This is a genomic window from Syntrophotalea acetylenivorans, from assembly GCF_001887775.1.
Taxonomy (GTDB): Bacteria; Desulfobacterota; Desulfuromonadia; order Desulfuromonadales; family Syntrophotaleaceae; genus Syntrophotalea_A; species Syntrophotalea_A acetylenivorans.
In genome coordinates, this window is the sequence record NZ_CP015519.1 from 1,394,564 (window position 1) to 1,408,380 (window position 13,817).

At 52.7% G+C, this 13,817-nt stretch carries 12 protein-coding genes; 1 reads left to right on the forward strand and 11 read right to left on the reverse strand.

Annotation, left to right across the window (positions count from 1 at the left end):
- Positions 1 to 33 precede the first annotated feature (33 nt).
- The 3 genes from A7E78_RS06395 to A7E78_RS06405 all read right to left on the reverse strand — a co-directional run bounded on the left by A7E78_RS06395 (position 34) and on the right by A7E78_RS06405 (position 4,032).
- On the reverse strand, positions 34 to 1,371 hold the full coding sequence (locus A7E78_RS06395) for a butyryl-CoA:acetate CoA-transferase (RefSeq protein ID WP_072283454.1): 1,338 nt from the start codon (positions 1,369 to 1,371) through the stop codon (positions 34 to 36).
- Positions 1,372 to 1,700: 329 nt separating this feature from the next.
- Complete coding sequence (locus tag A7E78_RS06400) at positions 1,701 to 2,354, reverse strand: response regulator (RefSeq protein ID WP_072283455.1); 654 nt, start codon at positions 2,352 to 2,354, stop codon at positions 1,701 to 1,703.
- Positions 2,347 to 4,032 (reverse strand): PocR ligand-binding domain-containing protein, encoded by a 1,686-nt coding sequence (locus tag A7E78_RS06405; RefSeq protein WP_072283456.1) that lies wholly within the window; start codon positions 4,030 to 4,032, stop codon positions 2,347 to 2,349. Before A7E78_RS06405 ends, A7E78_RS06400 begins: the two co-directional genes overlap by 8 nt.
- A gap of 360 nt (positions 4,033 to 4,392) precedes the next feature.
- Here A7E78_RS06405 and A7E78_RS06410 point away from each other — a divergent pair, with 360 nt between their 5' ends.
- Positions 4,393 to 5,034: an acetate uptake transporter gene (locus A7E78_RS06410; RefSeq protein WP_072283457.1), complete on the forward strand. Its 642-nt coding sequence runs from the start codon at positions 4,393 to 4,395 to the stop codon at positions 5,032 to 5,034.
- A 287-nt stretch (positions 5,035 to 5,321) separates the two neighbouring features.
- Here the strand turns inward: A7E78_RS06410 and A7E78_RS06415 are convergent, their stop codons facing one another.
- The 8 genes from A7E78_RS06415 to A7E78_RS06450 all read right to left on the reverse strand — a co-directional run bounded on the left by A7E78_RS06415 (position 5,322) and on the right by A7E78_RS06450 (position 13,810).
- Positions 5,322 to 5,567 carry a (2Fe-2S) ferredoxin domain-containing protein gene (locus A7E78_RS06415; RefSeq protein WP_072283458.1) on the reverse strand — a complete coding sequence of 82 codons (246 nt, stop codon included), beginning with the start codon at positions 5,565 to 5,567 and terminating at the stop codon, positions 5,322 to 5,324.
- A 712-nt stretch (positions 5,568 to 6,279) separates the two neighbouring features.
- A complete protein-coding gene (locus A7E78_RS06420; RefSeq protein ID WP_072283459.1) occupies positions 6,280 to 6,864 on the reverse strand; it encodes a DUF4125 family protein in 585 nt (194 codons plus the stop codon).
- A 23-nt stretch (positions 6,865 to 6,887) separates the two neighbouring features.
- Entirely contained in the window at positions 6,888 to 7,832 is a 945-nt protein-coding gene (locus A7E78_RS06425) for a DUF4037 domain-containing protein (protein WP_235606812.1), read from the reverse strand.
- Complete coding sequence (locus A7E78_RS06430) at positions 7,829 to 8,494, reverse strand: tetratricopeptide repeat protein (RefSeq protein WP_072283461.1); 666 nt, start codon at positions 8,492 to 8,494, stop codon at positions 7,829 to 7,831. The genes A7E78_RS06425 and A7E78_RS06430 overlap by 4 nt, the downstream gene beginning before the upstream one ends.
- 110 nt (positions 8,495 to 8,604) lie before the next feature.
- On the reverse strand, positions 8,605 to 8,904 hold the full coding sequence (locus tag A7E78_RS06435; protein WP_072283462.1) for a putative quinol monooxygenase: 300 nt from the start codon (positions 8,902 to 8,904) through the stop codon (positions 8,605 to 8,607).
- Positions 8,905 to 8,986: 82 nt separating this feature from the next.
- On the reverse strand, positions 8,987 to 10,264 hold the full coding sequence (locus A7E78_RS06440; protein WP_072283463.1) for a porin family protein: 1,278 nt from the start codon (positions 10,262 to 10,264) through the stop codon (positions 8,987 to 8,989).
- A gap of 92 nt (positions 10,265 to 10,356) precedes the next feature.
- Positions 10,357 to 11,322: a glycyl-radical enzyme activating protein gene (locus tag A7E78_RS06445; protein WP_072283464.1), complete on the reverse strand. Its 966-nt coding sequence runs from the start codon at positions 11,320 to 11,322 to the stop codon at positions 10,357 to 10,359.
- 88 nt (positions 11,323 to 11,410) lie between these two features.
- Positions 11,411 to 13,810: a glycyl radical protein gene (locus tag A7E78_RS06450; RefSeq protein WP_072283465.1), complete on the reverse strand. Its 2,400-nt coding sequence runs from the start codon at positions 13,808 to 13,810 to the stop codon at positions 11,411 to 11,413.
- Positions 13,811 to 13,817 lie beyond the last annotated feature (7 nt).

Genomic DNA, 13,817 nt, shown 5'->3' on the forward strand with positions numbered 1-13,817 from the left:
TCTTGCGGTTACTCTAGCCACTTTATTGCGTGACTAGATCCGGTTGCTGTTGCGCCAGATCTTCATGTTTTCCGCATCTTTAATCAACTCATCGCGAAAATCCGGATGGGCAATGGAGATCAGTGCTTCGGTCCGTTCCCAAGTGCTTTTGCCTTTGAGGTTGACCTTGCCGAATTCGGTCACCACCCATTGTACACAGGTACGACTGTCGGTAACGATACTGCCGGGACTCAAGGTCGGCACGATGCGGGACTTGACCTCCCCTCCCCGGCTGTACGTTGAGGACAGACAAATAAAGCTCTTGCCGCCGTTGGAGAGATAAGCGCCCATGACGAAGTCGAGCTGGCCACCGGTACCGCTGATATGTCGGATACCGGCCGACTCGGAGGAAACCTGGCTGAACAGATCGATTTCCACGGCGTTGTTGATCGAGATGAAATTGTCGATCATGGCCACCTTGCGGACATCGTTGCAGTAATCGACCGGGCAACTCATGACTTCCGGATTGTTGTGGATGAAGTCGTACATCTTTTGAGTGCCGGCGGCAAAAGCGAAGACCTGGCGGAAGCGGTCGATGTTCTTGCGCGAACCGTTGATTTTCCCCCGTTTAGACATCTCGACGAAGGCATCGACGTACATCTCCGTGTGTACCCCCAAATCCTTCAGGTCCGACTCGGCGATCAAAGAGCCCACGGCATTGGGCATGCCGCCGATCCCGAGCTGCAGACAGGCGCCGTTGGGGATCTCCTCGACGATCAGTTCCGCAACTTTTTTGTCCACCTCGGAAAGCGCGGCGGAATTCATTTGCGGTAAAGGCGGATTGGAGCCCTCGACAATGCGATCTACCTGAGAAATATGAATGGCCTCTTCGTTGCCGCCCAGGCAACGGGGCATGTTCTCGTTGACCTCGACGATGATGACCTTGGCTTGCTCGCACACCGCCATCATATGGGAGGCCTGGGGGCCGAAGTTGAAATAACCGTGTTCGTCCATCGGCGCCACCTGGAACATGGCCACGTCTACGGGATCGACGCTTTCCCGATAGAACCGAGGTAGTTCCGAATAGCGCATCGGGCCGTAGTACCCGCAGCCCATATCGATGATCTTGCGATCAATGCCTGAGCAGTGCCAGGCATTCCAGGTGAAATGGTTTTCCGGGTTGGGGATGGCGAAAATCTCCGGCATCCACAGGGCGATGCCACCGCGAACCTTGACGTCGCTCAGTTCTCCGGCGCGGGTCGCCAGGGCTTTGTCGCTTGCCACGGGGTGACCGAGACACCAGCCATAATCAACCCAGTCTCCTGATTTGACTGACTTGACCGCTTCTTCGGCGGTCACCTGCTTTTGGGCATACATGTCGGTATAAGGCATGTTTTTCTCCTTCCTCGTGTTTTGTTGCGAGCTACCCGAGCAGGCCCGACTGTTGTTCCGCCATCAATGGTACGGACTCACCAGCTTCCTGCCGAACCTGGCCGACTTAAGGTAGACATCCAACTTACCAGCAAACTCAAGAAAGGATCCATCGCCCAAAAAGGGGGATTTGATCCCACACAATAGGGACAAAACAGGGGAGGCCGATTGGTATCTATAGAGGAAAAGCATGCTCGTCTAACGACTTCCACTGCATCGGAAACAATAGAGCCGCTGCCTTTTCAGGCAGCGGCCACGAAACATCCCAGACTTGTCTTCTTTTTTGCAACCTAATCGATGAGGTTCTTCTCCCTGGCCACCGCCACCGCCTCCAGTCGATTATTTACCTCGAGCTTAGAAAAGATACTCTTGACGTGTGTTTTCACCGTTTCGGCACTGATGAACAGCAGCGAAGCGACCGCCTTATTGGTTTTTCCTTCGGCAAGGTACTGGAGAACCTGCCTCTCCCGTTTGGTCAGCGATAAACCATCCAGTTCACTCGACTCCCAGCCTGAAGGCTTCCAATCGACTGCCAGGTCGAGCAAATAGGGGGAAACGCTTTCCCGGCCCTCTGCGAATGTCTCGACGATTTTGATCAACTCCTCGATTTCAGTATTTTTGACCACATAGCCATTAGCGCCGGCTCGCATGGCCTCTCGAACGTATTCTTTGTCGCTGTAGGTGGACAATACGATAATATTCAGGTCGGGGAGGGATTTGCGCAGGATGCGTATCGCTCCGATTCCTGACAGGCCGGGCATGTCGATGTCGAGCAGAGCTACATCCGGCGGATTGGCCTTGATTTTCTCCACGGCCTTATAACCATCGGCGGCTTCGCCAATCAATTTAATCCGACTGCTTTGCTCCAGGATGAGCCCCAGGCCGATGCGCGTCAGGGGATGGTCATCCGCTAAAAATACGGTAATGGTTTTGCCTTCATTCATCGCAACCCACCTGTTCTTGTCTGGGGTCTTCGACCGGCAGCGCAAAAAGAAACCGGCAGCCCTTCATCGCCTGCTGCTCATCGCTTTTAAAAGGCGATTCAACCCAGATACTTCCCCCGTGCGCTTCAGCCACCAGCTTGCAGAAGGCCAGCCCGAGCCCGACCCCACGACGACCATTTTCATGCTTTGTTTTGGTTGAAAAAAACTTTTCAAACACCTCTTTGTGGTGCTCTTTCGGGATACCGCCCCCCTGATCGGTGACAGTGACCAAAATACGGGCCCCATCCGCCTGGAAACCAGCTCCCGTCGCCGATGCGATCCCGCTGGGACCAGATCCGTTCAACAACTCCGCAGCGATCGAAATCCGCCCCCCTTCGGGACTGAAGCGAATGGCATTTTCCAACAGGTTGGTGCAGGTACGCACGAGCCGACTCCAATCTCCAAGCAGTTGCAAAGCTTCTTCACCGGGCGTGAAGCAGATATCAAGCTTTTTGTCTTCGCCGGCAAGTCGAACCTCCTTCAGGCTTTGCAGGAGGACGGCATTCATATCGACCAGGACCCGGCAAAGGGACAGACCGCCGCTTTCATCCCGAAAGATATCCAAAAAGTCCGACACCATTCCCAGCAGCTGGTAGCTGGAATCATAAGCAAGGCTCGCCAGCTCCTGCTGCTTGTCATTTAAGGGACCCAGGTATTTATCCAGCAATATCTTCATGCCGCGCTGGATAGAAAGGATCGGATTGCGCATATCGTGAGTCAGCATGCCGATCAGATCCTCCTTCATGCGCTCCGCGGATTTCTGCTCGGAGATGTCCCTCATGACCGCGGCATAGCCGGTTCGCTCGCCCTTTTCGTCGTAAATTTTGGCGAATGAGACATCCGCCGGAAAGATCTGCCGCCCAGGGCGGCGCACATCGAGAACCAACGGACCTTTGCTCTCCGGCTTGGCCCGGCGGGGAGTCACCAGGGTGCGGACCGTTTCCGGCTCGACAAAGAGCGAACACAGGGTTCGGCCGACAATATTTTCCGCCGTGCGCCCGAGCATGTTTTCGCCGGCCTTATTGACCATGGTGATTTTTCCGTTTGGCTGAGCAGCGACGATGGCATCTGAAACGCTGTTTATGAGCTTGTGCAACGATTGCTGTTGGGCCCTTTGCGACAGATATTTCTGCAGCGCCAAGGAACTGATCGTTTGAGCGATGGCCTCCATCAGCTTAAAAATAGACTCCAGACGCTCGCCACACATAAACGGTACTTCATCGAGAGCCTTCAGATACCCGTCGATATCGCGGACCCCGATAGATTGAGCCTTTGCGATGGCTGCGGCCCGGGGAATATCGCCTGTTCGAACCTGGCCCATCACCAGGGTGGCCAGATGGTAGCCCTCAACAATAATCGGCGTGGCACAGTCCTGCAATCCCGCATTCAGGCAGGTATAGATAAAGCGTTTTTTCAACCGCTTGCTTTCCCTGCCCCCGTAACAATCGCTTTCATAGCATTTTTGTCGCCCCGCCGGCGTGGAGCGGCAATATTCCCGGCAAAGAGTCGTGAAATTGTGCTCGGCAGTTATCGGCTGCCCTTCGCTGTCAACGACTACCGCGCTGACCTGGGTCGCTTCGGTCAAAGCTTCCAAAATCTTGTCCAGGGCGTTTTTTTCGATCAAATCAACGAGTTGCATATTTCTTCCCATATAACCGTCCTCAGCGACTCTGTTGTCGGGCCAGGCCAAAATCGATGACAAGAGAAGAAGCCATGATCTCAACTCGCAGGTATCTGCCTGATATGCTTATCAATATTTATTTCAAAACCACTATCTCTATCTATGTACTGAATTATAACACCGTTTAGCCCAAAAGGTCTCTCCCCCACACATCCCCCATTCGGGGGACAGAATACCCCTTTTCAAGCGATTGGCTAGTATTGATGTTTTTGCTGTAATGGCTCAATTACCTGCATAGGAAATGATCGGACTTTCGTACCAATAAAAAGGTATTTAACAATCGACCAAAACCAGGAAACAACAAAGGAGTAAATCGTTATGGCAGGAAATGGACAGGGAAATCCGGCGGTGGTCGGCTTGGCAGGCTTCGGACTGACGACCTTATTGTTGCAATTTCACAATCTCGGCTGGTGTGGAACCGGGATTATCTTTTGTACCGCGCTGATGCTGGGCGGCGGTGCGCAATTGATTGCGGGCCTGCAGGAATTCAAATGCGGCAACAATTTCGGCTACAGCGCCTTTACCGTCTATGGCGCCTTCTGGCTGGCCCTCGGGTTCATCTGGCTCATTCTCGACCTGCAAAGCGTACCCAACTCGGTCATCGGCAGCCACCTGGCGATCAACAAACCCGACATCGGCTTCTTCCTGGTCGGCTTCACCCTCTATACGGCGATCATGTGGGTCGCGGCACTGCGCATCCACGGCATGATGGCCTTTACCTTCACCACCCTGCTACTCGGGTTCATCGGGCTCGACCTGGTCTTTCTGGCCGACATGAAGTGGCTGATGACCGTAACGGCCATTGATCTCATCATTTGCGCCCTATCGGCCTGGTACATGATGGCCAACATTATTTATACGCAGGTATTCGGCAGGGCGGTCCTGCCTGTTGGCGCCCCCTGGGTCAAACTTAAACTGCCATTGGCGGAAGCTGTAGTGGAACAAAAACTTGCAGCGTAAAAGGTAAGCTCTTCACAAGAACACCAGGTCGGGAGATCCCTTAAGCGCTCTCTCCTGACCGAGCGTGTACAACGGGTTTGAAATTGAATGCCGGGGGGTCACCCCCGGCAATTTTTTTTGGTGAAATCAGAACAATTAAACTGGACCTCTCATTTAGCATGGCATAGTCAAAAGCACCAGAAACTGCTTGGCATTGGCCGGGCAATATCGGACGCACTTGGAGCAATCCCGGCACTCGTTCTCTACCGTATAGACAGGAGGCGGAAGGTGTCTCATAAGATACTCCGCTACTGAAGGGGCAAATACTGGTCGAGCAATTGCTCAATGCTTTCGGCATGCACACCACCGTGAACTTGCCCGTTAATCTCGACAATCGGTCCCTCGGAACAGAGTCCTTCGCAGCGACTTCCCCGCAAATCAACTAAGCAGTCTATCTGGCGTTTGCTAAGATAACTTTCGATGCGCGCAAGATTTTCCTGATTGCCACGGCTATAACACGAGCTACCCATGCAAATCTTGATGAAATACTCCATCCACACACCTCTTTACTTGACAACAAGGTTACGGAATGACCGCCTTGACCACGGACGAATTCTTCCAGAAAAAACTTAAGCCCGGAACGCGCTATGCGGTTCCGGGCTTAAGCCAGGCTGTCACCTGCTGGACAGCCATCTTCGCCACAGACTCTCGGCCCGGCCCGAAGGCCCATGACGGAAACTGTTTTCTTCGATGAAATAGCTCAGATGATCTATTTTAAAGCCTGATCGGCTTATAAGTAATCTTTGCTTGAAAAGGCTCCAAGTGGGGGGAGGGAGGAGGAAAACCCCCCACTTGGAATAACAAGGAGGTGAAGACTAGACAAGCTTTTTTGTGTGGGGGCTTTCTTAATAAGAAAGTATTTCAAAAGCTTTACCTAGGTTATACAAAGCATTTACTAGCTTTGTATATATACACAAACAAAACAGTTAAAATAGAATCGGAAGCAATTCCCAGTTGCCTACAACCAAAATTTCAACTATCAGTTGTGTATGGTTCTATAATATACATGAGAGATGGATCTGACAATCACCCTCAAGAGTGAATTTAATATCTATAAGCTAGCTTATAATAGTTATTTTGTTTCATATTTTATCACTACATTAAGACTTTGAACAAAATAGTGGTTTTTTCGAGCATCTCAAGCACCCAAGACTTTCAAGTGCGAAAATCGACAGTTCTCCCATTCTCTACAATTTGCACAGTTCACTAAGGAGAACCTTTTTCCCTTAAAGTTTTTTCCAAATTTTCCAGAGAGTCAAACCCCCACTGTTTGGCAAGAAAACGATAGATCGTCTCGGAAAGATTCGATCCTGCTTTCTGCAAATCAAGCATATCCTGATTAAGCCGCTTCAGAGTTTTTTCCGAGTAGCTTTCCAATTCCCCACGCAGATAGGTTTCAAAAGAAGTCAAGTCGGGAGCATTTTCTGTCTGGCGCAACGGTCGACCGCCTCGCATCAGACCAGGATAATCGGCAATAAATTGCTCTTGTCCCTGAACAGCCAAATCGGTAATGGCGTCGATTAACACACTGAAGTTTTCACAGGGCACCAGGTTGTCCATACGGGCATATTTGAGAGCCAGCAAATTGCGCCCCGTCGCCTTGGCCTGTTGCAAATCATCCAGATAGCTTTCGAGGGTTGCAGGGGACCAAGCGGCGAACTGGGCCCTTCGGTGCAACTTGAAACCTTCGGGGTCTTCCTGACAGCGATACTTTTGAGCGGTAGGAACGGACAAAAACATGGCCAGCTCCAGCTCTAGAATCTGCTCGGTGAGCCGTATTCGGTCTTCCATAAACACATCCTTTTTCAATTATTTCAGTTAAATACGGTAAAGTGTTTCCGCAGGTCAGGGTCAAGAATCCCGGCTTGCACTCGGGGTCCGTGATCCAGCAGAAAGCTGCTCTTTGAATCACTCAATCCCTGAGATTGCATCTCTTCGACAACCAAACCGCAGAGCTCTTCAATGATGGCGACTTTCTGGTCTCCATCATCCGTATTCAGCAATCTGTTGATTTGCTTATGCAGAATCGAACCGAGGACCGGTAACTGAGCGGTGGCACGGTGCAGCCATTTGTAAAAGGGCGCGTAGCGACGATTGAGCAGGAAGGCCATGGACATGAGGTCATGGCAGAACTGAAGTTCGGCATAGCGACTGGCGAAAGGCTCGTTGCGCTGCAGGCTGCGAAGAAGGTTGTACTGGCCCGTCTGGGCCAGGGTCATGCACCGTGAAGCGATCTTTTTTCGACGAATGTCTTCCGGATAATAGTCGAGCAGATGACGACGCCAAGCGGAAAAGTGATCGTCCGGGTCGTGAAAGACCGCACCGTTGGTGCAAACTCCCAGCGCCTGATCGGACAACCCCAGCCATTCCCGCAACCCTTCAGGCGGATGATCGAGCCCGGTGTAGCGGGCATAAAAACCCGCGATATTCAGTACGCCCATGCGACCTTCTTCGCCGGGGCTTGTCTGACGTGGTCCAAAACCGGCAAAAGTTTGAGGCAGCTCGCGATAAGCGGCATCCAATTCGGGCCCGTAGTCTGTAAAATCTTTCTGCGACAGCCAAAGACAAAACCCCGGCCCCCAATCGTGATCCCGGGACAGAGCGTCGTCAAACCCGTAGCATTCCGACCCTGGCCCCACCAGACCCACAGCAATCCTGTCGGCAAGATCGCTGAAACGTTCTTGAATCATGGGCAGACCGTGGGCCAAAAAATAGTCTTTGGAGAGTTGCAATCCCTTCATCGCCTGATTACTACTCACTCTTTGAGAAGGTCGATGTTTTTCGAAGCCTGCCGAGCCTTGGCGGCATTGCCCGTCTGCTCATAAATATCTCTAGCCTTTTCAAATTGGAGCAGGGCGGAAGCTTTATTCTCGGTCAAGGCATGAATGTAACCAATATTGGTGTACTGATCGGCTACCTTGCCCAGGTGACCCAATTCTTCGAATATTTGCAGGGCCTGACCATAATAGTCGAGAGCCTGGGAGTAGTCCTTTCGATCCCGACAAACCGACCCCATGTTACCCAGTTGATCCGCCACCCCTTCTGGCTGACCGCAATCAACGAAATTCTCCCTGGCGTAATTAAAAGTTGTCAGGGCTTCGTCAAAACGCTGCAGACGCGACAGCAACAGGCCAATGTTATTCTGGACAGCGGCCATGCCGGGCTTGTCGCCTTCCGAAGCCAACAGGAGACCGATCTGACAATAAATATCCAGAGCTTCCTCCTGCCGATCACTGGCACAATAGGTATCGGCCATCAGCATATGCTGCCGGGCTTCACCTTGTACATTTCCAGCGTCCCTGTAGAGTCGCGCGGCTTCGGTAAAAGAGACCAAAGCCTCATCGTAAGCACCTTGCTTAAAGTGCGCGATTCCTTCACGGGTTAAGAATTCGGTCTGTTCCATCGAGGATTCTTTATTCATGACATTTCCTGTCAAAGGAATGTTGCGGTCGGCCCATGACTGCAACCATCAAAACATTTTTGTACACAGCAAAACCCTTTATCGTTGTCTCCAGCGAGACACCCTCAATCTCAATCAAGCTTTTCCAGAAGGTTGATTTGAGGTGCCTCGGCAAACAATTCATCCACTTTTCCCAAAAGAGCCTGCAGGTAAGGCATTGCCAGATGCTGCTCCAGATCCTGGCGACTTTTCCAGACCTCATAAAAAACCAAAACGCCTGGATCGTCCGTGGAACGATGCAGGTCGTATTGAATACATCCGACTTCTTGTCGGGTGGGATCCAGAAGCGCACTCAACTCGGCAAGGGCGGCTTGCTCCTTGCCTTCTTTGGCTTTGAAACTGGCCACTACAATCACATCTTGGACAGGCATGAAAAACTCCTTTTAAATAAAACATGATCAGCCCTTTCCGAAGAACACTCCGAAAAGGGCTGATCAACACTTTGTTAGCTGGTTACCATAAGAAGAAGGTACCCACGGCGATGATGTCTACGGACTGATCACCACCGTTGAACCATTCGACATTGGCGTGGTTGTATTCGGCCACCAACTTCAGGTGCGGGTTGATGTCGTGGGACACGCCGAGGGTGATCACGTCCTGCTGCTTAAGTTCGCCAAATTCGGTAATGGCCCGAGCCGCTTTTTCGGCGGAAGTTTCTTCCATACGGTTAGCACCGTAGCAGATGGCAAGTTTTGTTTTGCCACCGTTAGCGAAGGTATAGGTGCCCTGCAGCAGGTAACCGTAACCCTCCCGCTCTTCACCGGTGTAGTCGAGGGAATCGAAGTCGAGCATCAGGGTAGAGCCGAGACCTTCGCCGTCAAAACCGGAAACAACCACCTCGTAGCCCTTGTAGCCCACCTGCACACCGCCGGCCACACCCCAGGCGGTGACATCGTCAATGTCACTGCCATCATTAAACTCGGCTTCCTGGTACAGACCACTGATCCAGGACTTGAAGCTACCAGCGCCATCGGCGTAATTACCGGCGTAGGTCAGTTCGCCTTCAATGCGGGGCATTTTGGTTTCGGTAGCGGAAGGTTTAACGACAATGTATTCTCCAGTGACCCCATCAACGCCCGTCGAAACACCGGAACCGTTGATAACACTGGGATCATGCAGGGCCAGAGCCAGTTTGAAGCCATTCATGTCCGGGGTGGTATAGCGAACCTGGGCGTTGAACTGGGGATAGATATAGCCGTAGCCGATGTTGCCCAGAGTTGCGCCGCCGCCGGCCACGGAACCTTCGATACCATAGCCCATCAGGGTCCAACCGGTCAGAGCGTTCTGACCCATGAACAGACTCAGGGACTTGCCAACCATAAACTGACCGAAGTTGCCATCGACGGTAAAGAAGACTTCACGCAGGTCGATCTGACCGCTGAAGCTGTTCTTTTTATTGGCATTCTGCGGGTTGGGGTAAAAACCGACCCGGGATCCCATGTCGAGACCGCCCATGGTCGGCGCCTTGACGTTAAAGGCCAGTACGCCAGGCAGAAAACCGCTGCGAAGGCGGAAGGATTCCTGGTCGTCGGACAGGGTATGAAATTCGCTGTGTACCTTGTCTGGCCGCTCGTCGGCGGTGGCGTAACGCAGGAACATGTTGACGTTGCCGTCGGTGCTGAAAGACCAGCCGTCGGAACCGCCAATGACCAGGGCGGCTTGAGCCGGGCACACCACAAACAGCGTGGCGAATATTGCGAGGCTGTAGAAAAGTTGCTTGATAGATTTCATGGGTTGTACCTCCAAAGTAAGAAAATTATCAATCACCAGGACTGACTAAAAAATGACTTTGCATGCGCTAGTTGCAAGTGCAGGATACGACCTTAACCACCGATGGAAACCTTGAAACTGCGATCCTGCAAACAGCTAATTCGCTCCTTAACCTGTTCAAGGGTCGGCGGCTCCAGTCCCTCTAAAGGGTAACTGAAGTCCAGCTGCCTCCACTTCATTTCACCGAGACGGTGATAGGGCAGAATATCGAGGGACTGAACGTTATTGAGTTGCTGAACAAAATCGGCCACCGCGTTGAGATTGCTGTCGGAATCGTTGATGCCCGGAATCAAGGGAAGGCGAATTCTTAATGGGATGCCGAGATCGGAGACCTTGCGTATGTTTTCCAAAATCAACCGATTAGAAACACCGGTAACTTTTTTGTGTTCCTCATCATCCATGTGTTTGATGTCCGCCAGCACCAGATCGACGTATTCCAATATCGGTTCGTACACTTCCCAGCTTGCAAATGAACTTGTTTCAATAGCGGTATGGATCCCCCGGCTCTGAGCTTCTTTCAGGGCAGCCTTTAGAAACTGTGGCTGGGCCAGCGGCTCCCCTCCGGAGAAGGTGATGCCGCCACCGCTTTCTTCATAGAACTCACGATCCTTTTCCACCATCTCCATCAATTCCGGAACGGTGACATAGCGGCCAAGGATGTTGATTGCACCTGCGTAACAGAATTTGGAGCACTCGCCGCAAAGGGTGCAGCGGTCCCGATCGATAGTCAGACCTGATTGATCGTGCTTCCCATCGCCGATGGCATCCTGCGGGCAGACAGTTCGACATTTTCCGCAACCGATACAGTTGTTCGGAACAAAATTACTTTCAGGCTGCGGTGAAAGAGATTCGGGATTTGAACACCAGAGACATTGCAGCGGACAACCTTTGAGAAAGACATTGGTACGAATACCGCCGCCGTCATGAGTGGCAAATTTCTGAACATCGAAGACCAGGCCCGTCAGGCCTTCTCCACGATTAGCTATGTTGAAATCCAGAACTTTCTCTCTCCAGTTCATGATCTACTCCAGTCTCGGTGTTCCGGTGGGTTTAAGGAGTGCCGGACCCTCGCAGGTCCGGCACTTGTTCTACCTGGGCAAGCAGTGTTTAAAAGATCTGCTCGGTACGGGACATGATGTCGTCCTGCAGGGACTTGTCCAGCGCGGTGAAGAAAGCGCTGTACCCGGCCACCCGAACTACGAGGCTGCTGTATTCTTCAGGTTTTTCCTGAGCTTCTTCCATGGTTTTGCGGTCAATGACGTTGTACTGAACATGGAAGCCGCCGTTCTTGAAGTAGGTTTCAGTTACAGCGATCAGGTTGCGCAGACCCTCTTCCCCCTTAACGGCGTTGGGATGGAATTTCTGGTTGAGCAGGGTGCCGTTAGAGGTGACTTCGTGGTCGAGTTTGGCGACGGATTTAACCGAAGCGGTCGGACCGGCGATATCAACACCACCGGAGGGAGAAACACCGTCAGCCAGCGGAGAGCCTTTTTTGCGGCCATCCGGAGTCGCTTCACAGACAGAACCGAACGGAACGTTGGCGGAAGCGGGATAGAGACCGGGCTGATACTGGCCACCACGGGGGTTGGTGTACTTGTTGACTTCGGCGCAGTAAATGTTGGCCGATTGGACGGCGACTTCGTCAGCGTAGTCATCATCGTTGCCGTACTTGGGAGCACGGTTGATGAGCATCTGGCGGACTTCCTCGGCGCCCTCGTAGTCGTTGTCGATAATCTCCTTCAACTCAACCAAGCTGATGGCGTTATCTTCGAAGCACAGCTTCTTGACGGCGGTCAGAGCATCGCCGGCATTGGCAACGCCAACCCCTTGGGGACCGGTGAAGTTGTAGATGGCGCCGCCTTCCTGAAGGGACTTGCCGCGGCCGATGCAGTCTTCAACCAGGCTGGACAGGAACGGCAGGGGCATATTTTGACCGTGGGCCGCATCAACCATGTTGTCGGCGTGGGCCATCAAACCAACGAAATACTCCATTTGCTTGGTGTAAGCGGCAATAACATCGTCGAAAGACTTCATTTCGTCGACGGTACCGGTCTTGAGACCGACCTGCATTCCGGTGCGCTTGTCATAGCCGTTGTTGAGGGTCAGCTCGACGACCTTGGCCATGTTGAAGAATGCGGCATCGTGCCAGCCTTCGGTCTTGCCGCCAACCTGGGGCTCAACACAACCGATGATGCCGTAGTCACGGGCATCTTCCAGAGACAGGCCACGAGCCAACAAAGCCGGGATGATGATGCGGTCGTTGAAGTAGGCCGGTACGCCCAGACCCATGCGGCTAAGTTCGGCGGCTTTCATGTAAAGCACTTCCGGAGTGTTTTCATGGATGCGGACCGACAGCGAAGGTGCGTAAAGCTTGGTGTTAGCCGCAGCCTGCAGCAACATCAAGGACAATTCGTTGGTAGCATCAAGCCCGTCGCGATCCTGGCCGCCGACAATGATATTCATGAACATCGGGTAGCCGGCAAAGGCCATGGTGGAAACTTCGTCACGCACCTTGTTCAGGCTGTTCATCTTCAGCCAGATCAGGTCGAGGACTTCCTGAACCTGCTCGGAAGACATGGAGTCTTTGCTGGCTGCGTAGAAGGGATAGCAGTACTGGTCAAAGCGCATGGGAGAGATGGAGTGGCCGTTCGATTCGATCTGAATGATCAGGTGTACGAACCAGAAAGCCTGGACTGCTTCCATGAAGGTTTCCGCGGGTTGGGCAGGTACCTTGCGGCAGATGCGGGCAATCTCCAGCAGTTCGGCTTTGCGGGTGGCATCCTGCTCGGCCGCAGCCAAACGCTCAGCTTCGTCGGCATAACGGTTGGCGAAGGCGATAACGGCCTTGTTGGCGATGATGGTCGAGTCCAGGAAGTGCAGGGACTTCATCTGGTCCGCCTGGGTGAAATCGAATTTTTCCTTGGCCGCTTCAGCTTCGGCGATGACTGCATCAAGGCCTTCGCTCATGACCTTGCCGTAATTTGCCGAGATATGGCCGACACCGTTGAACCAGTAGTTGCCGACGGTGTAGACGACAGCGTCACCGGCATCGAGTGCTTCTTGCTTCATCATAGAAGCGGCGATTTCGTGGTTGGTCTTGCCTTTCCAGTAGGGAAACACGTCTTCGCGCAGGGTTTTCTTGACATCTTCGCTGATCAAGAAGACGTCGGCGCTGCGCTTGGCCAGGCGATCGAGCTCACCTTCCAACCACTCGCAAGAGAATTCGGGATAAACAGGGGCGGAACGGGGCATGCTGCACTGATTGCCGACGATCAATTCATCGTCTTCGATGCGAATCGACATCCCCAGGAGAATCTTTTCCAGGGCCTTGGCGCGGCGGATGCTCATGGGCTTGCCTTCGGTCTCCTTGTAAGACTCGGTGATGAGCTTGGCCCGCTCGGCGCAGATTTCCGGAGTGGTGGCCAGGAATTTGGCCTTGATCTTCTCGACTCTTTCGCTAGGACCATGTTTTGCGACTGCAGGATCAACTTTTACGATAGTAGACATCTGTTTC